The sequence below is a fragment of the Thiobacillus denitrificans DSM 12475 genome (genome assembly GCF_000376425.1).
Lineage (GTDB): Bacteria > Pseudomonadota > Gammaproteobacteria > Burkholderiales > Thiobacillaceae > Thiobacillus > Thiobacillus denitrificans.
The window spans coordinates 1-20011 of record NZ_AQWL01000012.1 but is presented as its reverse complement, the minus strand read 5'-3'; the positions used below and the strand labels follow the sequence as shown (position 1 = coordinate 20011).

At 58.0% G+C, this 20011-nt stretch carries 28 protein-coding genes; 1 reads left to right on the top strand and 27 read right to left on the bottom strand.

From position 1 onward, the window contains the following. Position 1: 1 nt before the first annotated feature. The 27 genes from B059_RS0115385 to B059_RS19300 form a co-directional block, all read right to left on the bottom strand. A complete protein-coding gene (locus B059_RS0115385) occupies positions 2-1189 on the bottom strand; it encodes an RNA polymerase sigma factor (protein WP_018079143.1) in 1188 nt (395 codons plus the stop codon). A gap of 28 nt (positions 1190-1217) precedes the next feature. Continuing rightward, positions 1218-1724 (bottom strand): PH domain-containing protein, encoded by a 507-nt coding sequence (locus B059_RS20010; protein WP_018079142.1) that lies wholly within the window; start codon positions 1722-1724, stop codon positions 1218-1220. 220 nt (positions 1725-1944) lie between these two features. Then, a complete protein-coding gene (locus B059_RS0115375; protein ID WP_018079141.1) occupies positions 1945-2373 on the bottom strand; it encodes a hypothetical protein in 429 nt (142 codons plus the stop codon). A 56-nt stretch (positions 2374-2429) separates the two neighbouring features. Continuing rightward, positions 2430-2684, bottom strand: a complete 255-nt coding sequence (locus B059_RS0115370; RefSeq protein WP_018079140.1) for a hypothetical protein — start codon at positions 2682-2684, stop codon at positions 2430-2432. After that, positions 2685-3140 carry a macro domain-containing protein gene (locus tag B059_RS0115365; RefSeq protein ID WP_018079139.1) on the bottom strand — a complete coding sequence of 152 codons (456 nt, stop codon included), beginning with the start codon at positions 3138-3140 and terminating at the stop codon, positions 2685-2687. 15 nt (positions 3141-3155) lie between these two features. Next, positions 3156-3380, bottom strand: coding sequence for a hypothetical protein (locus B059_RS0115360; RefSeq protein ID WP_018079138.1), 225 nt, complete (start codon positions 3378-3380; stop codon positions 3156-3158). Then, positions 3377-4207, bottom strand: a complete 831-nt coding sequence (locus B059_RS20450; protein WP_018079137.1) for a DUF4326 domain-containing protein — start codon at positions 4205-4207, stop codon at positions 3377-3379. The genes B059_RS0115360 and B059_RS20450 overlap by 4 nt, the downstream gene beginning before the upstream one ends. A gap of 6 nt (positions 4208-4213) precedes the next feature. Beyond that, complete coding sequence (locus B059_RS21510; protein ID WP_018079136.1) at positions 4214-4819, bottom strand: XF1762 family protein; 606 nt, start codon at positions 4817-4819, stop codon at positions 4214-4216. Then, positions 4816-5808: a phage Gp37/Gp68 family protein gene (locus tag B059_RS0115340; RefSeq protein WP_018079135.1), complete on the bottom strand. Its 993-nt coding sequence runs from the start codon at positions 5806-5808 to the stop codon at positions 4816-4818. Before B059_RS0115340 ends, B059_RS21510 begins: the two co-directional genes overlap by 4 nt. Before the next feature lie 10 nt (positions 5809-5818). Next, on the bottom strand, positions 5819-6172 hold the full coding sequence (locus B059_RS0115335) for a hypothetical protein (protein WP_018079134.1): 354 nt from the start codon (positions 6170-6172) through the stop codon (positions 5819-5821). Beyond that, on the bottom strand, positions 6156-6404 hold the full coding sequence (locus tag B059_RS0115330) for a hypothetical protein (protein ID WP_157273747.1): 249 nt from the start codon (positions 6402-6404) through the stop codon (positions 6156-6158). Before B059_RS0115330 ends, B059_RS0115335 begins: the two co-directional genes overlap by 17 nt. 45 nt (positions 6405-6449) lie before the next feature. Next, positions 6450-6635, bottom strand: coding sequence for a hypothetical protein (locus tag B059_RS0115325; protein WP_018079132.1), 186 nt, complete (start codon positions 6633-6635; stop codon positions 6450-6452). Further along, complete coding sequence (locus B059_RS0115320) at positions 6632-6898, bottom strand: DUF6354 family protein (RefSeq protein WP_157273746.1); 267 nt, start codon at positions 6896-6898, stop codon at positions 6632-6634. Before B059_RS0115320 ends, B059_RS0115325 begins: the two co-directional genes overlap by 4 nt. Positions 6899-6903: 5 nt before the next feature. Further along, entirely contained in the window at positions 6904-7161 is a 258-nt protein-coding gene (locus B059_RS0115315) for a hypothetical protein (RefSeq protein ID WP_026177580.1), read from the bottom strand. Between the two features lie 12 nt (positions 7162-7173). Next, positions 7174-8037 carry a metallophosphoesterase gene (locus tag B059_RS0115310; protein ID WP_018079129.1) on the bottom strand — a complete coding sequence of 288 codons (864 nt, stop codon included), beginning with the start codon at positions 8035-8037 and terminating at the stop codon, positions 7174-7176. Between the two features lie 214 nt (positions 8038-8251). Then, positions 8252-8632 (bottom strand): hypothetical protein, encoded by a 381-nt coding sequence (locus B059_RS20900; RefSeq protein ID WP_157273745.1) that lies wholly within the window; start codon positions 8630-8632, stop codon positions 8252-8254. A 98-nt stretch (positions 8633-8730) separates the two neighbouring features. Further along, the gene (locus tag B059_RS0115300) at positions 8731-9159 is read right to left on the bottom strand and encodes a DUF6283 family protein (RefSeq protein ID WP_026177579.1); all 429 of its coding nucleotides are present in this window, start codon (positions 9157-9159) and stop codon (positions 8731-8733) included. Further along, positions 9156-12623, bottom strand: coding sequence for a hypothetical protein (locus tag B059_RS19320; protein WP_051068537.1), 3468 nt, complete (start codon positions 12621-12623; stop codon positions 9156-9158). The genes B059_RS0115300 and B059_RS19320 overlap by 4 nt, the downstream gene beginning before the upstream one ends. Positions 12624-12676: 53 nt before the next feature. Further along, positions 12677-13507, bottom strand: coding sequence for a S1/P1 nuclease (locus B059_RS20005; protein ID WP_018079125.1), 831 nt, complete (start codon positions 13505-13507; stop codon positions 12677-12679). Between the two features lie 13 nt (positions 13508-13520). Next, positions 13521-13844: a hypothetical protein gene (locus tag B059_RS0115285; protein ID WP_018079124.1), complete on the bottom strand. Its 324-nt coding sequence runs from the start codon at positions 13842-13844 to the stop codon at positions 13521-13523. Positions 13845-14205: 361 nt separating this feature from the next. Beyond that, positions 14206-15030 carry a PRTRC system ThiF family protein gene (locus B059_RS0115280; RefSeq protein WP_018079123.1) on the bottom strand — a complete coding sequence of 275 codons (825 nt, stop codon included), beginning with the start codon at positions 15028-15030 and terminating at the stop codon, positions 14206-14208. Positions 15031-15044: 14 nt separating this feature from the next. After that, the gene (locus B059_RS20000) at positions 15045-15791 is read right to left on the bottom strand and encodes a PRTRC system protein B (protein ID WP_018079122.1); all 747 of its coding nucleotides are present in this window, start codon (positions 15789-15791) and stop codon (positions 15045-15047) included. Continuing rightward, entirely contained in the window at positions 15788-16843 is a 1056-nt protein-coding gene (locus B059_RS0115270) for a PRTRC system protein F (protein WP_018079121.1), read from the bottom strand. The genes B059_RS20000 and B059_RS0115270 overlap by 4 nt, the downstream gene beginning before the upstream one ends. A 5-nt stretch (positions 16844-16848) precedes the next feature. After that, positions 16849-17058: a hypothetical protein gene (locus B059_RS20895; RefSeq protein WP_026177577.1), complete on the bottom strand. Its 210-nt coding sequence runs from the start codon at positions 17056-17058 to the stop codon at positions 16849-16851. Positions 17059-17061: 3 nt separating this feature from the next. Next, entirely contained in the window at positions 17062-17265 is a 204-nt protein-coding gene (locus B059_RS0115260) for a PRTRC system protein C (protein WP_018079119.1), read from the bottom strand. Between the two features lie 9 nt (positions 17266-17274). Then, entirely contained in the window at positions 17275-17712 is a 438-nt protein-coding gene (locus tag B059_RS19305; protein ID WP_018079118.1) for a PRTRC system protein E, read from the bottom strand. A 12-nt stretch (positions 17713-17724) separates the two neighbouring features. Then, positions 17725-19425 carry a PRTRC system ParB family protein gene (locus B059_RS19300; protein WP_018079117.1) on the bottom strand — a complete coding sequence of 567 codons (1701 nt, stop codon included), beginning with the start codon at positions 19423-19425 and terminating at the stop codon, positions 17725-17727. A 397-nt stretch (positions 19426-19822) separates the two neighbouring features. Here B059_RS19300 and B059_RS21690 point away from each other — a divergent pair. Beyond that, positions 19823-20011, top strand: a 189-nt coding sequence (locus B059_RS21690; protein WP_272867471.1) for a helix-turn-helix domain-containing protein, incomplete at its 3' end; no start/stop codon positions are given.

Genomic DNA, 20011 nt, shown 5'->3' with positions numbered 1-20011 from the left:
CCTATCGACTTCCCTCGATGAAAAACGGCGCGGTCCCGATCGGTATCGAATCCTTCCAGTACGAGTTGTCGGGTTGCCGTACCCAGACCATCTTCGGCGGCTGCGGGGGTGCTGGCTCAGGGGTGACTTTGGCGCTGGCGTCGTCTGCAACGACCTGAGCGTCATCCAATGCCTCATCAGTCACTTCGTCAACTTTCGGGCGCTTCAATGCTGGTTTGGCGGCCACTTTCGCTCGTGGTTTGCGCGCAGCTTCTGCGGACACATCGACCAACGGAGCGGTTTTTACACCTCCCAGAGATGGGGCAGGGGGGATTGTCGGTTCGGCCATCTTCGCAGGCGGCTGGGATGCCTTCTTCGTTACCGATTTGGCCTGTTGGAACTCGCGTTTTACCGTTGCCGGAATGACGGAAGCGAAGAAGGCTGCGCCAACCGCAATGGACAAGAGCAGTCCGGCAATCGCGTACGAAGGCCTTACCTTGCTCCAGATCGAGGTGGGGCTCTTATCCTCTGCTTCAGACTCCGCGGGTACATCGAGGTTGACGAGCTTGGGCGGCCAGTCCGGGAGCTTCGAGGTCGCCAAAAGCTGGTCGTCGAGGATATCGTTGCGCTCAACGTCCCGGATTGTTTTCCAGGTCTCTGAGGTGTCGCCCATGGGGACGCCCCAGGCGGAAAGTGTTTTGATGACGATGGCGTGGGCGTGTTCCAACCTGGACGTTGCCACGGCATTGCTCACGCAGACGGCTTCGGCGATCTCCTCTATCGTCAGGCCTTCCTCCGACAAAAGAAAAGCTTCTTTCATCGGCGCCGGCAGTGCGCTGATCGCTTCCATCAATCCTTGCTCGAAGCGCGAGCGGAAGTGGAGTTCATGCAAATTGTGGCTGGAGATTTCGACGGCCGCGTCTTCAACCTCCATGATTTTTTCCATCCTGCGCGCCGTCAGATTTTCCATCAGCTGTCCGTGGGCGATGCCAAATAGCCACGGCTTGAAGCGGCTATTCTCCGTGTATTCTGCACGACGCTCGATGAATTTCAGCCAGGTTGCCTGGTAGACCGCTTCTGCGTCCTCACGAACCAGATGGTAGAGGTAGCGGTAGACGGCATGCCGCCAGTTGTCGAAAAGAACCTGGAAGCGTTGAAGTTCGCCAGCTCCGTATAAGAGCATCAGGGTCTCATCGTTGTGCTGTTCCATTTATAGGTTCCAGGGAAATGTATGCGGATTAGGCGGGCATGGGTGATTCTTCGGCCTGAGGATGCGCTGCCTTGCACGCGCTTGCAGCCTCGAATACCTGACGACGGAATTCGGTCGGGTCGATCACATAGGGCACGGGAAAGACCTCCGTACCGACGCCCCTCACCTGTACCGTGCCGTAGTTCAGGATGCGGCCGAGCAGGCTCTGGTTAACCTCCACGCCCTCGACCCTGGAGAGGTACAGAACCGCGCTTTTCTGCCAGAGCCAGCCTGTTTTGATAATCACGCGTTGGTTGGTGACGGCGAGTTCGTTTGCATCGCGGAGCACCTTAAGAAGGATAATGTTGCCAACTGACAGCGAGAGCAGCACGACAGGCACAAAAATTGGCAAGTACCAGTTGGTATGAAGAAACCAAGCGACAACCGCTATTACCAACGAGACCATCGCATAGTTGATGTAGGCCCAGTACGACACCGTACTGAAGTAGAGGACGTCTTCGCTGTCAACGAGGTTGTCTAAGACATAGGAACTCATGATTGATTTTCTCGCCGAGGGTCGACATATGGAATGCCCATTCCGGACATCCTACAAAATCAACCTGCTTGGAAACGACACCGAAAATAAAATTCCCAGACTTGCCTGGCGCCGATCGGAAGGCTAATTCATCATGGCTGACCCGGAAACCACCTTCTAAAGGTATTCCGTGCACTATTCGTCCAAGCTCAGAAAGGCGGACTTCTCACTTCAGAAGGTGTCAATCGTTCAACTTTTCGATCAGCCGCAGACATGCTGCGACCTTTTTTTCTTCGCGGATTGCAGCATGGTGAAGCACGAGACCCACCAGGTCCTCGGCCAGAACCCTCGCCGCCGGCGCGCGCGTCAGGTTGATAGCGCTTGCGTCAACCTTCAGTTCGACGTTTTTCCCGGCGATCCTGCTCATCACCTCCAGCACGCACCACTCGCGCGCTGCAGTCTCGAACCAGTGCGGAATGGGCTTCCCGCCGGCCGCAATCTCCGAAATTCGCTTTGAAATCTGCTGCCTCGTATTCGCTTCGCTGCTCTTCCCCTCGATCTGAGGCACGAGCGAGCGCCCAGTCATGGCCTCGATCTCTTCCGCAACCTGGATGTTCACCCCGGCGTCATTGCCGATTAGATGCCGCATCAGACCGATCACGTTCTGCATGGGGCGCTCGATGACAGGACGGCCAGCGCCAGGTTTCTTTGAAGCTTGAGTCATTTTCAATTGGGTCGTAAGAGGAGCAATGCAGTCATGCCGGGATCCGAAATATCCAGCCCGGCCTTGCGCTGGATATCCAGGGATGCGTATCCAACGATCCTGCTGTTGGTGGTGATCCCATACTGGCTGACCGGTTCTTCGGCGAGAACGGTTCTTACGGGTGTCCTCGCGCACAGGTACCCAGTTCCCGAGATATAGAAATCACCGACGTCGAATGGCACCGGAATCACAAAGTAGTTGTCGACCTGGGCGAACATTTATTTTCTCACCGGCGGGAAAAGCCACACATCCACGGCCCCCTGGGGTATGGCGGAAAATGCTTCCTCGATCGCTCGCTTCACAAGGGCCCACGACAGGCCGCCCAGCCCACAGCCAAGTGCAGGGATCGCAATGGATTCGATGGCGTTCAAGCGTACGAACTCCACGAGTGGCGGCAGCCCGGCCTCGATGTAAGCCATTTTCGACGGGCTGCGCCAAAGCGTCTTGGTCGGGAAATGCACGATGCGGCGTCCGTCTTCCAACCAGTAGTCGTGGATCAGGCCAGGCTCGAGTTCCTTCCGCATGCACGCCAGGCGGTAGGACTCGTAGGCTTCCGGGAAGCGCCGCTTGAACTCAAGCGCAAGTCCCTTGCCCATGATTCCCTCGGTATTGCATGGATTCACCAGTGCGCGGACCGGGGCGTCGAAAATGCTGCCTTGTCGTTCATCAAGCATGGTAGATGGCTCCTCTCACTGTTCGAGAGTCTCGTTTTCATCTGGTCTGTTCACTGATGCCGCCCACGCAAAGAACAGGCCCAAACACATCAGAAAAAGACTCGCATACAGCACCCATGGCTCCGCAATGCTTTGCGCCGCCGAGGTATCAGGTGCGACCTTGATAAAGCTTCTGGCAAACATCCAGTCCGCTAAACCAAGAACTCCAAACATCGCGCAGACCATCGAAAACAACCTCATCGTATTTCCTCCAGGTACATCAGCAAGCGTTCCCCGGCGTCGCCTCGGGCGAAATTGAACACTGGCACGCCCCAGCGGCTCGCCAATGCGATCGCCTGGCCGGTGCCGCCCGTCGCGGCGTTGCGCTGGGCCTCGCTCTCTGCCCCGTCAGCTGTAAAACAGACCACGAAATCCGCCGGGGCCTTGAGATCCGCACCAAGGATCTGGTGCGAATTCCTGGCCATCAGCTTCCTGGCCGCCGGCGACAGCTTTTCCCAAGCAGGGTGCACGCAGGCTGCCACCTCGTAGGCATCACGTGCCGGCTCCACGAACGACGAGACGCTGCCGTTAAAAGCCCGCCAGGGCAGGTAGATTTCCTTTGCTGTGCCAGCACCAGCCTCGAAGGCGGAGTCCGCGCCAGGCGCAGCACCAGAGCGCAAGGTGTAACCCATGGCGGCAAGCCGTGCTGCAGCCCGGGTCATACGCTGGAGTTGGTCGGCGGGTGTCACGCGGGACCCGATCCCTGCGTAGGCCATGCTACGCCGGCGGGACGGCAGCCCGGTCTCTTTCAGCCGCTTCCAGGCTGCCTCGATCTCGGATGCGTGGCAGCGAGCCGGTGCGCATGAACAGATTAAGCGGGAGTCATCCTTGAGCCCCAGAAGCGCGGTCAGGATCACCGGATCTCCTTGCTGGATACGGTAAGCCATCCGATCGGCATACTGGTCACATACCGCGTCGCGATTGCCGTGCTCGCCAATGACGTAAGGATTGCCTAGCGGTGTACCACGGCCGATGTAGACCGCGTCAGGAGGCCATGCACCGAGGTGGTGGCGGTTCAGGATCTGCATGCGCTTCTACAACCAGATTTCCCAGCGCCGTTTGGGCGTAACGGGATGACATTCAGCTTCTCGCGCACGGCTCGGTCGGCTCCAGCTGCCGCCGCGACTTTGTCCGGCCTCCAGGAAGCCTACGGCCCGCAGACTGGCGCCGGGTTCGTCCTCCAGGGTATAGGTGATCACGCGCGCGAACCCGCGTCTCCTGGCCTCCCGAACGGCCCAACCCATCGCTTTCGAGCAGCTGTTGCGCGTGCCATCGGAGACGACACGCGTAAGCTCGACGGTCTTGCCGTCATCGAGGTTCCTCGCCACTGGTCGCCTCGCAATCACGGCGCCGCACAGCACGTCGCCATCGAATACGCCCCCTGAAAACAGGTGACCAATCGGCGAGGCGTGGTGGCGGTGGTGCATGTTGACCAGTGCGCCGGCGTCACGGAAGGGGAGCTCCCGGGCTGCCAACTTGCCGTTTCGGCCCGGGATGTCCGCCGGACCGGCGGGTGGCCGGCAGAGCGCAAGGCGACAATCGGTCGACAAAGTGCGGACTGAACGGTTGGCCCGCGCCACTGCCACGGGATCCATACGTCCCATGCGAATGCGAGAGTCGATGAACTCGAAAAGGCTCACGATGTTGACCCTTGATTGGCCGGGTAACCGTCATGCTGCATGCCATCGAGCAGGCGACCGGCGGCTCTCTTGCCAACACGGATGCACATGCTTTCAGTCAAACCACGCGCGTCGTAGTCTTCCTGGACCTCGCTCGGAAAATCTTCTGCGTCCGCCCACTCTCCCCACTGCTTGAAAAGGAATGGCACGCCGGCCGCGGCGCACTGATCGCGCAAACCTTTTGCCCAATCAGGATGCATCGGGCGGGCGTTCGGGCCGCTCTCGCCGCCGACGACGACCCAATCCAGCGACGGCCTACGTTCAATCCGCACGGAATGACCAACGTCCCCTCCGCGCAAAGCATCGAAGTCTCCGCCGGCTAGCCTGATGGATGTCAGATCAACTCGCTCCAGTAGGGGCTCCGCACTGACCCACCGCACGGCGGCTGGCGATTGCAGCAGCAACGGGATACGCTCATCGGCGGCTACCTGGTCTTCGACGCTGACGCCGAGCCAGATCCGCGGGTGCGGACCTTCCGCATCCATCACCTGGTCGTAGATGCCATCCGGATCCATGCCGCCACCATGGCTCACAGCGGCGTGAGCCCAATGTTCACGCCGATCCTGCGATAAGTAATCGCGCATTCGCTGGGGACGCTTGGTCAGCACCTGGAAAATGTGGCCAGGTTGCTCGTCGCGGCCCCAGAGGCATGCCCACATAACGCCAAAGACGCTGTCGATGAACTCGTCCGGTACGTCTTCATGAAAGAGGTCGGACATACTGTTCACGAAAATTCTGCGCTGCCTCGTCCAACGCACTGGCTGAACAAGACGTTCCGCGTGGCAACGCACGTCCTCGAACTCACGGCTGGTGTAAACGGTATTCTGCATCGAAGACAAGCGAGGCCAAGCCTGATGTTTGGCATAGCAGTGTTTGCACCCTGATGACACTTTGGTGCATCCGGTCACTGGGTTCCAAGTTTCATCCGTCCATTCAATTCCGGTTGGCATTCATGCTCCTTTACTGGTTGTCAGCCGGTGTCTGTTCCCTGTGTAAAAGGGAAACAACGATAAGTCCGGTAAGTACAGTAGGGGTGACCACCCAAAGAGCGTTTCCGAACGTCAACACATGGACCCATGATGATTGCAGGACAACCTGCACCCCGTACCATGTCATGCAACCATCCAGTAGCGTCAACAATCCAAGCCGAACGAGAATGGCGGCATTTCTTAGCAATTGAGGATTACTGAGCAAGTTAACCACCGCACCGATTGTTACGACCATCAGCACCCCTGAAATCATCAGCACCGGGACCGTCAGGAAATTGGTCACGACCCACTCGCTATAGCCTTGCGCTTCATGCGGCATCAGCATTTTCTTCCTCCTGTTTATCGACAACGATCCACCGGTTCAGTGCATCCAAGTGCTTTCCGGTCACAGCATTCATCGGAATATCGATCAGCTTGCGCCAGATCATTTCACCAACGATGTCCCCGAGCAGGCTTGCATCGCGGCTCAAGCTGCACTCGATGCCTTCAGGCGGCTGGGCCGCCATGCATCGCTCGAGCGACGCCTGAATTGCGCGATAAGAAATAATTTCACTCATGTCCGTCAGTCCGTTGGATTTGCTGTTGATGCTCCCAGTTGGTGATTACTCGCCCTTGGCGCGGGCAAAATGCTGCAGGTAGATTCCGTACAGCACGGCAACCGGCCACAGAGCGCCAATTGCAAGAGCCATGACGACGTTTGCCCAGTGCTCGTGTTTTTTCCCGTGCATCACGCCCAGCACGTAAGCCGCGTACACACTGCCCAGAATCACGTAGTAGGTCATGGTCATGGGGTTGCCCCTTTCAATAGCGCCCAGCCAGTGCTGCTTTTATGCATGCGTCTGACGGACAATGTCGTGGTGTTGTCGCTCGTCCAGCCACTATTCGGATTGGTGCGCGATACCTTGGCCTTGCCGTCTGCCACGGAAACGACACGGACGTGCCGGCCATTCATGCGCTTGTCGAGGTCAAGCCAAATCTGCCCTTGCTCAACCCTGATGCCCTCAAGCGTGGTGTTCGCGTCCCGTGAATTTTTCATTTGCACGTCATTCATTTTCATCATCCGCATGCGAAGTCATCGGGCATCATTGCAGCGTACTCAGCTTCGCGCTCCGGCGCGTAGAAGCCAAAGCCGCTGACTTCCTCGTAGATCTGGCGCATCGTGCGGAGCGTCGATTCGAGACGCTTCTGATGGTTGTCGCCCTCAAAGCGAGGAAAGTTGTCGTAATAGCCCGGACACCCAAGACCGTGGTCGTAGCGGATCGCCATACTCATCAACAGGCCAGGCGGCGGATCCTTTGGCAGTTCGCTCCTCATGCTCGTCCTCTCCTATGCGGCCTTGGTCGCGTACTGACCGAACGAGCCATCCGCCGGGACAGCCTCGTCGAACAGATTAACCAGCCCCGGCTTCCGGTGCGGCGCGGTGAGCACCTCAGTTCGCGTCATCACCTGGGCCATCGTGAGATGGCCCTCCTCCTTCATCCCCGTCTGGCCGAAAACGGCCCCCGTATCGAGCGCATAGACGTTGCCAGCTCTCGTAAGGTTGCCCCATTGCGGTGTGTGACCGACAAAAAGTCTGCCTACACCGTGGACCCCGGTCATGTCCCCCAGGCGAAGCCGGTCTCGTCCCCAGAGACAGGTCTTGATGACGGCGGGATCGCCAACATTCAGCATCCCGAGAAATTCGCACCATGCCATGCCGAGTGGCACGTCGGCATGGATCACGCCGACCGTACCCCGATCCGTTTCGATTTCGATGGCCAGGGGCAGCTTCCTGATGGCGGCCAGGATCTCCTGCCGCTCAGTCTCAGGCAAATCGAGCCACCAATTGAAGCCGTTATAGCGGGCGGCGACCCGCAGTACTTCCGGAGAGGGCGTTCCCTCCGCATACAGATCGATGAGCATGTCTTCGTGATTGCCCCGTACCGAGTGGACGTAGGGTTTGGCCAGAAATGCCGCACAGCGATGCGATCCGTTCCCGCGATCAATAAGATCTCCGACACTGAAGAGTCGGTCGATTTCCGGGTTGAATCCGGCTTGTTCCATCGCGGCAAGCACCAGGTCGAAAGTGCCGTGGATGTCTCCGATCACAAAGTCGCGGCCCCTCTTGTTTCTGCTGAATCTGACAACTCGTTCTGCCTGTTCGGCTTTGCTGTCGTTTCCGGATACGAACCGGCGTTGATTAGCGTTCACTCAAAGTCTCCATTCAATAACGGGTCATTCGTGAACGTATGGTTTATCCGCAACTCCTTACGGGTAAGGAGGCATTTCACGACGGCCAAAAGAAATCTTGCGTTCACGCTCACACGGATCTGAACCTTGTAAACAATTCCCGGCGGCCGGAAATGTTCACGAGCGTCGATTATCCTGGCGTCAGCAATGGGATGTGACATGCTCTTCTCCTTGACTATGCAGCCTTCCTGAGCAGGCTCTTCTTTTCTGGAGCCGGCTGATAGCCGAGGCGGGCTCGGTTGTCGGTATTCTCAATCTGTCGTTCACGGAGAACGTACGCTCTTGAAGCCGCAAAGGTATCCACACCTACAGCGATCACAATTGCTGCTGCAGCAACAGCGGCAGCCACAGTTGCAAGTGCAACTGCATCACCGCCGAGCGACCAGGCCTTCCACAAAACGACTACCACTCCCAGCCCGGTGATCCCCAGCGCCCATAAAATTGCTACACATCGCCTCTTCCGTAACACCATTTTCTGTAAGTTGCCAGACGCATCCGGAGCTTTTGCTAGTGCGTTAGCCGTCAACGGAGTCTTCGCCAGGTCACATTCGATCATTTCGTGCTCTCCTCTTTTTTCATCGCGTCCATTCAGCGACTCGACGCTACAAAGTGCTCGCCCTGAACAATGTGCAGCGGTATTTAAACGTCCAATTCTCATTGCCTGCACGGCCAAAGCACCGGATCATCCGGATCAATGCCGTTGGCCACGGCCATGGCGCGGTAGCTTTCATGTAGCTCGTAGCCACCGTCGCAAACATCGTTCTTGATCCGACCAGTGATAAGGCCGAGGCGCACGGACATGTTGTGTGTAGCGCCGCGCAGCATGAAACCCGCACAGATTGATGGTTTTCGAGTGCCGGATTGATGACACGCGAATGTCTCGCGCGCCATATCATAGGCAGTTCCCGCTGAGTGACGGAACGCCTCGGCCGGAAACTCGCCAACAGCATCGATCCGCCACGGGCAATCACTGCATGGTTTGCGCCGGTAAGCGCCTCGTCCGCCCTCTACGGTGACGACCTGATGATCCTTGCCAGCCTGGCGCACCCTGACTACCGTCGGCTGCTTCCGCTTTCCGGTCATGCACTCCCCTCAACCAAATACCAGCGCTCCGCGCCTTCGGGTGCCGCAGGTGCATCGGGTAGCTCAGCGGCAAGGACGGCCTTGAGGGCCGCGCCGTTCACGTGAAATATCTTTCCCTTGATGAACTCACGTGCCTCTTCGGGAGAGGCAAGATGGTGGGTCTGTGCGGTCCATATGAACGACCCCGTTGGTCCCAACCCTTCTACGAGCCGCTTTGATTCGTCTGCCATGGATGGTGTGGATGGCCACCAGCTGTTACCTGAACTGCGTGGGGTTTCTTCACCCTTACAGATGTCGAACCAATGAGCAAACTTCGCCGACTCCACGCCTTCGTTTGGTCGCAGCGTGATCTCCACAACCCGCACCGGGTCGAGACCAGCGGGCGGCTTGATGCCCAGCAGGTCATCAAGCACCAGCTTGCCGTTTTCATCGACTGCGCCATCCGCGATCCACACGCGGCCATATTTCTCGATCCCGACCCTCCATCTCTCGAACCAGGTGGAAAGCGATGGATCGAAACGCTTCTTGCCATCGATTTCATGCTCGGAACCGCAGTAAACACCGTGATTCGACTGGAATGCCGTGATCGAGACCTCCATCAACGACCAGATCGACCCGCTTTCGACCGCTCGGGCAAGGTCCTCACGCGCCTTGTCCTTCCTGGCATACGGCTTGACGAAGCTATCGCGGAGGCTCGCGCGGGCAGCGTCATCGGGTGCAAGCTGGTAAAGCAGGGCGTGCGGTTTGTGAGAGCCAACGCACAGGTAACGCAGTTCTTTGCTGTTGGGGTAGTACACCACACCGATCGGCACGGCTATTGACGGGTTCACAACATACTTGGATCCGCGCATCATGCTTTCGCGGAACCACGCCCAGTCCTCCAGCTGCAACGAGTGTGTTGCGGTGCTCATCGTCGCGGTGAACGGTCTTAGCCTGGCAGAAAAATGGGCGGCTTCCTCCAGGATCTCCTGCTTGCGCTCATACGAGGGGAAAGCGGATTCGCGTCCAGACCACTGATCGGCACTCTCCCATTGATGCAGGGTTGTCTCGGACGCGGCCGACTTGGGCAGTACCGCCCAGCGGCGAGACTTTTCGATGTACTTGGTCTTGCCATGTTCTACCGTGATTCGATGCACCCAGGCATGGCGATCGATCCGGTCATCGCATTCCTCTCTGCGTGGTGCGCCATAGACCACCAGCTTCGCACCGCCTGACAGGACGAGCCGCAGGGGGTCGTAGCCGAGATCACGGACGAAGGCCTCGATCTCGACCGTTCGACGCTGGCCTTCGCCGGCCAGCATGTACATCTGGTCGAGCAGCGATTTCCAGGCGTGGGGGGCGGCGCCGTCGGCAAGCTCTGGCAATGGCTTGCCCCGGTTCGCCGCACGCCAGGCGATCACCGCCTGGTTGATGATCTCTTCCGCCTCCGTGCCGCTGGCGATTCTCCCGTCCGCCAGCGCCTCAGTCAGGCGTTTGCGGGTTTCACCTTCGCCGACCAGCTCTGCCTGGATATGCTTCAGCGCGTGCTTGAAGAAGCGAATGTAGGCGAGGTGATTCTGACGCTCCCCCCGATTGTGGATATACCAGTGCAATTCCTCTGGGCGCACGGCATCCAGGCAGAGGAATGGCTGGTCGGTGTAGTCCCAGTGCCCATTCTTGAACTTGGACAGGTTGACCTTGCAATTGAAGTTTCGATTGCCGTGGATGCTGTACGAGTAGCCAGACACTTCCACATCGACACAAATGGATTCACCATCGCGATAGGCGATCGTGACATCCATTCGGTTCTTTGGCGAGTAGCGGCGGTCGAATCCGCTACTCCGCCCACGTTCTTCCTTGCAGGCCCCTGGCGCGGTATCCGGGTTCATTACTTCACGCCAATTGCACAGCACGCGCGAGCCTGAGCGGAGGTAGCTGTTCTTTTCCGCGATCCACTCCTTGAGTGGCAAACGATTCTCGCCGCTGGGCAGCAGGCCGGATCCGTCGTCGTCATGCAGGAAGCGACAATGCTTCTCCTGGAAATCCATCGAGACGAAGTGAAACGATTGCGGACCCTCGTAGAAGTCACCGAAAAGCTTGAGGCGGTGATCGAGTCCGCATACCAGCAGCAGGAAGCGTTTGTAGTGCAGCGCGAATTTCTCGTGCGCGGCCAGCTTGTCTGTATAGGCCACATCCTCGAACTTGATTTGGCTCCCGTCCATGCCGCGGAATATTCGGTCCTGGTCATTCTTGGACGGAAACAGGCGTGCGGCTCCGAGGTGGCTTTCCACCGGGGAAAACACCCGATACACATTCATCCCGTCGCGTACAAGTAGGAAAACTTTCTTGTTTTCCGCATTCTTGGCTGCGCTCTCATAGGGGTTGCCGTAATCGATCTCACGGCGGGTAACGGCCATAACCAGCACACAGCGCTCTGTCGGGAAAATCTGGTTCACCAGGGAATCATGCTCGCGTACCGCATCGAAGAACTTGTCCTCCTTGCTGAAATCGAACCATTCGTCGATGTCGGCCCAGACCGCCAGCTCTTCGTCCATCAAGAGCTTCTTCTGGACGAAGGTGAGTGGCGTGCCCTTCGGCGCGGCATCGCCTGTGCGGATGGTCTCGACTTCAACATCCTTGCCGACGTACAGGTCGAGAGATTCGATTCCCCGCATCAGCTTCGCCACATAGCTGCGAACGTCCTCGGTTTGCGCAAGCGCCGCCGCTGCCTGCTCTGAATAAAAGGGCGTCATGGCCCTGATCGTTTCGGCGATCTCGGTCGTCTTGCCCTGGATCCATTCAGCCTTGATGGTGGCGACCTGGTGCTCTCGTTTGGCCGCTTCCTTGAGCGATGCGATACCCTCAACGGTAATGCCGGTGCCGAGGGCGTCAACCACAGTTCCGGTGGCGAGCGAAACAAGATCGCTGCCGGGCACTGCCGGCAACGGCATACCATGTTTGGTCTCACTCTTCTCGTCGGTGACAGCAGCCGCGACTTTCTGTAGTTCCTGCTCGCGCAGGCCTGTCTCAACTACACCTGCAAGCAATGCCGGGTTGCTTTGGGCTTCGATCAGTTCGCCTTGCAGCGAATTGATCTTGCCTTGAATCTGACGAAGTTCTTCGCCCCGGACGGCCTGGTAGTTCGGCTCGAACTCGAACTGCGCGAGGAAATCCTTGAGCAAGAAGCGGTGCTCATCGAAACGAAACCATGTCTTCCTGAAGGTGCCGTCCTCTTGAGGAACCTGCAAATAGGTGTCCGTTCCGATCTTCGACGGATGGGGACGGAGAATGATCGTATGGGGGGCATCGTCCACCCAGCGAATTGACTGGATGAGCAGCATTGTGCCCTCGTCGATTCCTTCCTCGACGACGTCCAGCAAGGCTCGCCAATACTGCCCGGCTTGGAGAGACTGAAAACGATCTAGTCGTTCAAGGTCTGCTTCCGGAGGTGTCCCAACAAAACTGGTGTCGGTTTTAAGTTTCATGAAAGTAAATATACACCAAATAAGGGGTATATCAAGACTTTGGATTACTGAATTCACTCCCCGAAGAGGCCGTTTAAAATGCCAGCAAGCCTATGTCCAGCCTTGGATAGTTGCCCTCTCAGAATGGCTCGCGCATGTTCGTCATAAGCCTGATCCACGGTGAGATATTCCTGATTCGCTGAACAACTGAATCCGCCGGCTTCGCCATACGCGACCTGTTGCGCAAGTGTGTGTGACTCCATTAACCAGGCGCTGACCATGTTGGTGTCCAGCTTGGTTGAAGGCTCTGGCCTTGAGCCTGAAAGCGACGCCGCGTAGTCTTCCTCGCGCCAGCCCCTCAGATCTTCCTTAATGAAGTCGCTGTCCCACGCCTGGTGCAGAGACCGCTCATGCCTGCCGTAAGGAAGTTGGACCCGAATATCATTGCCACCACGGTCATGGTTGTCAGCGGCATGCAGGGGCTGATGGATGTCACCGACCAGATGCACGAGGAAAGCCAGCGTCTCCTTACGTCCATCCGGGCTAAGGTCGGGCCTTTCAAGGAGTTCATACATATGCATGATCTGTGCGGACACGCAGTTTCCGCGATAGCACCCCATCTCGGGGCGAGCTGCGCTGCACACCGGAAGGTTCTGGTAATGCCATTCGGCGATCGTTTTTCCCAGGGATCTTCTTTCCTCATCCATGAAGGTCGAAAGATCGGCCAGGCTTTCACCGCCTGTGATGTGATTGATCCGAACGCGCGCCTTGGCATTCAGCAAGTGGTCGGCCACGTCCGCGACAATCCGGTGGCCCTGGCTTCCAAACGCTAAGGCTTCCCCGTTCACCAAGACGACCAACATCGCGGTGGCCAGGAACTTCAAAATCGACAAGTAACGTTTCATCGCCGTTATCAACTCACGGACGCCGGTTTTTGAGCAGTCGGATGAAGCCGGGTAGTTGGATAGCGATGAAGTACCACGACATTGCGATAATCGTTGCGTTCATGGGCGCTGCAAATCCGACCTTGACTGCATTCGGCCCGGGTATCTGCGCCATGATGCCGGAGGCGCTGAGCCACCAGGCACCGGCCATGAAAACGGCCACCGCCACCCATCCCGCTCCAACCAGGTTGATGTACCAGCGGAGCGCAAAGCGATGCTTACCGATGTGGAACGTCCAGACCGACAGCACGACGGCCAGGATCACGAACAGGTAGAAATAGGCGTCAAACGTCATCATTAACGGGCTCCGGTTGTGTGGTGACATTGAGGTCGGCATTGGCAAGTACACGCTCGATCAGTGCGGGCAGGCTTATGCTCCTCAACCTTCGTTTTGTGTGCTGGTAGCAAACCTCTGTGGGCGGATCACGGAACATGTAGCAATGCCCGCCATCGGGGCGGTGAATGTGGTCGCAGGTCTCGCAGTTGTTTGGGTTTTCCATAGCCTAAATTCACGTTGCCGTTCAGCCATCCTTCCGTCGTTCTGTCGTAACGGAGAAACCGGCGCTTGTAGTGTCGTTATGTCGAATGCCCAGTCAGCATGCCGGATTGCACCCCCGAATCGGAATAGGCAAAACGCCTTCGCCGTCAAAACTGCACGCCTACGCTGCCTTTTTCTTGCGACCCGGCTTGCCCTTCACGACATAACCGAAGCGTTTCCATGCATCCTTGTCGCATGGCAGGGGAGTCATGCGGCTGGTTCGCAGATTTAGGAAGCCTCCGTGATGGTCGATTCGACCGTACCGAAACAGCCTCCAGAGCAGATTCATGGCGGCATCGGCCACGCAGCGGTTCGTGAAAAGCTCCTGCCTTTCCAGCGCCTCTGCCATCGAACAGGATGGCGTGTCGTCTTCGGCTATGCTCTCGTCGAGGATGTCGGGAAACAGGTCGGTGATGGTGGGCAGACGATTGGGCCGGTCCCACGCCTTTTGCCAACGGCTGAGAGGTTCCCCGAGAATGAACTGCGCGGTATCTGCCGTGTTGCCAAGGTCGAGCCAGTAATTCACCTGCGTTCCTTGCACATACTCGTGGATGGCTCGGCGGGAGGCACGAGAATCGACGGCCCCGATGACGATGTCGAAGCGCGTCCGAACGATTCTCTTACCAAACCGCTGGCAGACGGCATCCCAATTCAGGCCAAAGGCGAGGTTGACGCGATGCATCAGCACAGTCGCCTTGGGAAGGCCGACATCAGCCATGTAGAACGCCTGCCTGCCCACGTTCGCCTCGGAAACGAGATCGTCTTCGAACACGGTGACACGGATGCCTGGATGTCCAAGGGCGGTCATGGCGGCGTTGAATTCGGCTAGTCCGGTCAGCAAGCGCGAACCCGTGCCGCCGCACCCGACAAGTGCAATCGTCACTTCGTCGCCGAGCAGATCGGAAGGCAGGGTGTGTACGTTGGGGCTGATGGGCGTGACGTTCATGGTGTCTCCGTGATTCAGGATTGGTGCGTTTTGGTTGCCTTGACGAGTTTGGCAAGCGTCATGTCGGACGGGGCGAGCATGTTCAGCGGGAAACGGCTCCAGCGTTCCTTCACGATGTCGTGCCAGAGTCCGGTCAGGCTATTGCGATGAAGCGTCAATTTGCGGGTGACCGGATTGGGGTGGGTGAACACGCTGTCGAAGAACATCGACTCCCATTTCGGGATTGCATCTGGAGCGAGGTTTTTGGGCAGACGCGCGTTGCCTCGGCATAATTTTCCCGAATCCCATAAGTTGTAAAAGGGAGCCATCCAAAGGTCGGTGCCAGGTATCGGCCTTTCGTTCTTTTTCAGCGCATACACGAACAACTGTTGGCCACGGACGGCAAACACCAAGGGTGGCAGGTTCACTCGAACCGTACTCACGCCAATGGGGTCGTCGGATGACGTTTTGAAAAACAGGGTGCGAGGACCGGCGGGGCACCACCAGACCATCCAGTTTTTCCCGAGGCCAAGGAGTTCCGGTGGGAGGTAGTCGTAGCTCGACTTCGGGATCAGCTTGGCGACCAACTCGCCGAGCGTGTCGTTTGTCATGGCCCGTCCGGGCAGGAAGGTGGCGCGGCCCGCTTCGTTGACCTCGATGCCGTGGACGGTGGCGAATGCTTCGCCGCCGCCCTGTGATTCGTACAAAACGATTCCCTTCACGGCGCGGAGGCTGCTTTCCTCCCTGCCGGACGCGAACTGGACTCTTGATTCGGTACTCATACTTTCTTGACCTCCTCGCTAATCAGGTCGATCAGGCTGTCCTGCAACGATGCAAGTTTTAGCCAGGTGCGTTTGCCCTCGACCCACGACTTGAACCCTTCCGGCGTGGCCTCGAACAGGTCAACTCCGAAGGCTTCAGTAGACTCCCCACCCTGCATGGCTTGGTTGTAGTGGTCGTCCCAGACCCGCTGCATGATGCAACCCGGTTCATGGCCCCACCACAACGCCATCGCCAAGCCACACCAGTTTTCGTCATACATCCCGCCGCGCTGGGAGGGGGCATCTTGCGCGAGATAGCGGAAAATTTCGCGGCACAAGGCGGCGATCCGGCGGACTTCCGGTGAGCTGGAATTGTCCTTGGCGATGCTGGCGAGCTTCTTGGGGCCGAGCTTCCTGCCCGGACACCAAGCCCATTCCGGCGCGAGTTCGAGGAAATCCTGCTTTTTGACGAGTCCGAATGAATCTGGGTCTTCGCCCATCGACGCGATTTCCTCAAGCGCCATCGTTTCATCAGACTCCCCATACCAGTAGGTCATAGAGGCCAGATACATCGCGTGAGCGGGGTCTAGGACATTGACCGTGCGATACGACGCGGCACCGATAGCCGCGAGGGCAGTTTCTCCAAGTCCGGGGCAGGCCGACTCGACGGACACGATGCGCTCCCCAATAACCCGATCCTCAAAGCCATTCGGGAAAATCGTCACGGCGATGTGCGGTACGCCAGGATTCAGGCCGCGCTCACGTGCCATATCCTCGAAACTGCTCACGTACTCGAACGTGTGGTCGTCCGCTTCGTCAAAGACGAATGAACAACCAAGATGCTTCATCTGCACGAATTGCGATGACCAAGCGACAAGTGCCGATACCGCGAGTGATTGCGCGTCCTTCGCCTGCCTCCAGTCACTTTCCCTGACGATGCCAGCTTCATCGCACCACAGCGCGATGTTGGCCCAAAACACTGATTCGGGACGGAGGACGATTTCGCCTGGAATCCCATCCAATGAGGGGATCAGCGCAGGTGCGGGAGCGAGGGGTGCGAGGCAAGTGGTCATGGCGATCAGATCAAAATGGGCAGGGCGTTTGACGGAACGGCGACGGGCGTGGGGTCGGCATTCAGCCGCAAAGCATGACCCAAATGCTTTGCCGTGCTGGTATGCGCTTGCAGTTCCTTGATGGCTGATTCGCATGGGCCATTGCTGGCAATCCCGGTCAGGTGTTGCCGCAAGGTTTCCCGCGTCATGTCTTGGAACGGACGCTTGCTTTGCATGGTTCAGCCCTTCGTCCCGACAGCGCGTTTGAAGGTGTAAACCATTTTCGTACCCACGGTTTCAGGCCCTTCGATGGAGGCGCTGGTGAGTTCGGGATAGGTCGCGGCGAACACATCCTTGACCTCCTCCACGCTCAGTTGGGCACCGGGGTCGGGGAGGGTGATGCCGGAATAGGAAAAACTGCGAACCAGTTGCTGGACGTTCATCTTGGCTCCTTACTCGAAAAGGTTTTCTGCTTGGGCGGCGGGGGCTTCGGCCTGAGCCGGGGTTTCTTCCTGCGGGGAGGCGCCGGCGGGGGGAGTTGCAGGTGCCGTCGCGGACTGCTGCTTATCCGAGGCCTTCTTCATCGCCTTGGTCGCTTTGCTCGTGGCTTCATCCTTGGCGGCGGCCATCACGTCTTCCGCGTCCTTGAGCGCATCCGCAAGCGTTTTGCGCGAGGCGGAGAAGCTGCCGAGGGCATTAGCGAAATCGGCGTCCAGTTCCTCCGGGGTGGCCTCGAAGGAAAGGGGCGTGGAGAGAACGGGATTGGCCTTGTCAGACAGTGCCTTCGGAATCACGGTGACCGTCAGGGTGCCTTCTTTCTTATTGGCGACAAAGGTCATGGACAGGGCGGCGTTCTCGGCCAGTTCGTAAATTTGGGTAAAAAGGGACATATCAATCTCCAGTTAGGCGGAACAGCAGGTTGCGGCGGATTCGTCCTCTTCTTCGGAACCCACGGTGTCAACCGAGGCCAGGACGGCTTGGGTTTCTTTCGCGTAGCGCATCACGGCGGGAACGGTTCCCGAATAGTCGAAGTTATCGACCTTCAGCAGGCCCGAGATGACTTCGTCCTTCTTGCCGGACAGCGTCTTCTTGAAGTTCTCGCCCATCGCGGCCTTGAGGCCGACTTCCTCTGCGAGGGACTCGATCTCGCTCTTGGTAAGCAGGGCCAGGAAATCCTTGTTGAGGCTCCAATGCTCGGACAGATTGGCTTCCATCGCGGCAAGCAGCTTGCACACATCGCTCTCGGACAGTTCCTCCACGGCGGCGACAGGCAGTTTTGCCAACAGCCCGGACAGTTCGCCGCTCGGCTTCTCGGTGATTTTCTTGAACACTTCGCCGATCTGGCCGACGCCCTTGAACTCGTCCGCATCCTTGACGCGCGTTGAAGCGATGCAACGTGCGTTGCCGGACAGGGCGATGGCGGCAAGGGCGGCACCCGCACGGTAGATGCTCTTGCCCATCTCGGCACGGAGCGCCTCTTTCCACACCTTCAAGCGGTAGTCCTTGAGCTTCGTGGGCGTGGCGTTGGGGTTGGCGGAGGCCTTCGGCTTGGAGTCCTTCTTCGCGCCGGGGGAGGCCTTGGTTTCCTTGCCAGCCTCGGTGGATTGGCTCTGGAGCGACTTCATGTAGGCCGAGACCTTGCCGGTATGGCAGGCGCCGTCGAAGCAGACATTCGACTCAATGGTTCCCTCGGTTCCGGGCAAGGCAGACACGGTGCATCCGAAGTTGCCGCAACCGTGGCAAGCGGAAAACTGTTCCTGGCCCACCCCGAGCTTGCCTTCCGCCAGCAGGGGCGTGGCCTCGATGGTAGAACCGGCCTTGAGGATTTCGATACGGGGATAGTTCTCGCCCTGTTCGGCGGCGATGCCCTCGATACGCGCATTGGTCTTCTCGTTGAAGCAAGCGGGGTTAGTGCAGTGACCAACCGCCAATGCTTCCGTGAACATCTGTCCCTGAAGCGTTGAATTGTGGACGCAACCGCCGCAATCACTCTTGTCGAAGATAGCGGCTTCAAGGTTGTGGGAGATGGCTCCCAACTGCTGTTTGAGCACCGCAACCGGAATGCTGTTGGCGATTACCCGTTCCAGCACCTTGTCCTGCTTGTCCTTGGGCGCGGCGGCGAGCAACTCGGCATGACCGAGCGAGATTTTGCGTTGAGTGAGCGCATCCCGCACGGCATGTGTGGCCTCCAACAGGGCGAGGCGGCGGTTGAGCTTGCTCAGTGGCCAGCCAAGTTCCGCGGCGACCTGTTCGCGATCACCGTTGAACTTGCCTACCAAAGCACTAGCCGCTTCAGCCTCCTCGGCCACAGACATATCGGAACGGAGGGTATTCTCGACCAGTGCGGCAACCTCGGCTGCGGCATCGTCCAGTTCGCGCACCACGACGCAGATGGTTCCTTCCTCACCGAACACCGTTCTGGCGGCGCGGTAGCGGCGCTCACCTGCCACGATCTCGTAGTTGTCCTCGCCGACCGGACGAACAAGGATGGGCTGAAGCACACCGTTAGCGCGAATCGAATCTTCGAGTTCGCGCATGGATTCGGGGTCAAAATATTTGCGCGGATTGTTTCCGGGCCGAATTGCGGAAAGCGGTAATTGCATGACTTAAATCTCCTTCTTCGCATAAGCCGCACCCGGAATGGATGCGATCAACTTTGCTGTGTCGCTTGATAGTGATTCAAGCGGATGGATAAATACTACCTAATTCAGGAGAGTAATTCAATATGGATTAGCGATTCGATTGCAAAAATAACGAACTGTCAGTTGGCAAATTTGAGTATCGGTAATTGCGGGAAAACTCGCTGTATAAAGAATTCAAAGGACAGTGCAATTTGGACCTTAAATTGCCTGTTATTTGTCGCAGGCTGACAAATTGCAATTACCAACCATCATTTCATTGCGCGAGTTCAAATTCGAAGTGCAACTCTGATTAACAGGTTGGGTGGGCAAGATGTGAGAGCATCCGAGCCCCTCGACCGCCAAGTCAAAGTTGCCTGGAATGAAATACGCACATCTCACCCGAGACGAACGATACCAAATTGCCATCCTTCTGAAAGCCGGACATAAGCAGCGCGACATCGCCCGCATCATGAACCGCCATCCCTCCACGATCAGCCGCGAGCTTCGCCGAAACCGGGGCCAACGCGGCTATCGGCCTAAACAGGCGCATGAATTCTCGCAGGCACGT

Bases quoted from the DNA above. Each gene is read 5' to 3' on its own strand.
- B059_RS0115385 (WP_018079143.1), bottom strand. From the start codon at position 1,189: ATGGAACAGCACAACGATGAGACCCTGATGCTCTTATACGGAGCTGGC.
- B059_RS20010 (WP_018079142.1), bottom strand. From the start codon at position 1,724: ATGAGTTCCTATGTCTTAGACAACCTCGTTGACAGCGAAGACGTCCTC.
- B059_RS0115375 (WP_018079141.1), bottom strand. From the start codon at position 2,373: ATGCAGAACGTGATCGGTCTGATGCGGCATCTAATCGGCAATGACGCC.
- B059_RS0115370 (WP_018079140.1), bottom strand. From the start codon at position 2,684: ATGTTCGCCCAGGTCGACAACTACTTTGTGATTCCGGTGCCATTCGAC.
- B059_RS0115365 (WP_018079139.1), bottom strand. From the start codon at position 3,140: ATGCTTGATGAACGACAAGGCAGCATTTTCGACGCCCCGGTCCGCGCA.
- B059_RS0115360 (WP_018079138.1), bottom strand. From the start codon at position 3,380: ATGAGGTTGTTTTCGATGGTCTGCGCGATGTTTGGAGTTCTTGGTTTA.
- B059_RS20450 (WP_018079137.1), bottom strand. From the start codon at position 4,207: ATGCAGATCCTGAACCGCCACCACCTCGGTGCATGGCCTCCTGACGCG.
- B059_RS0115340 (WP_018079135.1), bottom strand. From the start codon at position 5,808: ATGCCAACCGGAATTGAATGGACGGATGAAACTTGGAACCCAGTGACC.
- B059_RS0115335 (WP_018079134.1), bottom strand. From the start codon at position 6,172: ATGCTGATGCCGCATGAAGCGCAAGGCTATAGCGAGTGGGTCGTGACC.
- B059_RS0115330 (WP_157273747.1), bottom strand. From the start codon at position 6,404: ATGAGTGAAATTATTTCTTATCGCGCAATTCAGGCGTCGCTCGAGCGA.
- B059_RS0115325 (WP_018079132.1), bottom strand. From the start codon at position 6,635: ATGACCATGACCTACTACGTGATTCTGGGCAGTGTGTACGCGGCTTAC.
- B059_RS0115320 (WP_157273746.1), bottom strand. From the start codon at position 6,898: ATGAATGACGTGCAAATGAAAAATTCACGGGACGCGAACACCACGCTT.
- B059_RS0115315 (WP_026177580.1), bottom strand. From the start codon at position 7,161: ATGAGGAGCGAACTGCCAAAGGATCCGCCGCCTGGCCTGTTGATGAGT.
- B059_RS20900 (WP_157273745.1), bottom strand. From the start codon at position 8,632: ATGATCGAATGTGACCTGGCGAAGACTCCGTTGACGGCTAACGCACTA.
- B059_RS0115300 (WP_026177579.1), bottom strand. From the start codon at position 9,159: ATGACCGGAAAGCGGAAGCAGCCGACGGTAGTCAGGGTGCGCCAGGCT.
- B059_RS19320 (WP_051068537.1), bottom strand. From the start codon at position 12,623: ATGAAACTTAAAACCGACACCAGTTTTGTTGGGACACCTCCGGAAGCA.
- B059_RS20005 (WP_018079125.1), bottom strand. From the start codon at position 13,507: ATGAAACGTTACTTGTCGATTTTGAAGTTCCTGGCCACCGCGATGTTG.
- B059_RS0115285 (WP_018079124.1), bottom strand. From the start codon at position 13,844: ATGATGACGTTTGACGCCTATTTCTACCTGTTCGTGATCCTGGCCGTC.
- B059_RS0115280 (WP_018079123.1), bottom strand. From the start codon at position 15,030: ATGAACGTCACGCCCATCAGCCCCAACGTACACACCCTGCCTTCCGAT.
- B059_RS20000 (WP_018079122.1), bottom strand. From the start codon at position 15,791: ATGAGTACCGAATCAAGAGTCCAGTTCGCGTCCGGCAGGGAGGAAAGC.
- B059_RS0115270 (WP_018079121.1), bottom strand. From the start codon at position 16,843: ATGACCACTTGCCTCGCACCCCTCGCTCCCGCACCTGCGCTGATCCCC.
- B059_RS20895 (WP_026177577.1), bottom strand. From the start codon at position 17,058: ATGCAAAGCAAGCGTCCGTTCCAAGACATGACGCGGGAAACCTTGCGG.
- B059_RS0115260 (WP_018079119.1), bottom strand. From the start codon at position 17,265: ATGAACGTCCAGCAACTGGTTCGCAGTTTTTCCTATTCCGGCATCACC.
- B059_RS19305 (WP_018079118.1), bottom strand. From the start codon at position 17,712: ATGTCCCTTTTTACCCAAATTTACGAACTGGCCGAGAACGCCGCCCTG.
- B059_RS19300 (WP_018079117.1), bottom strand. From the start codon at position 19,425: ATGCAATTACCGCTTTCCGCAATTCGGCCCGGAAACAATCCGCGCAAA.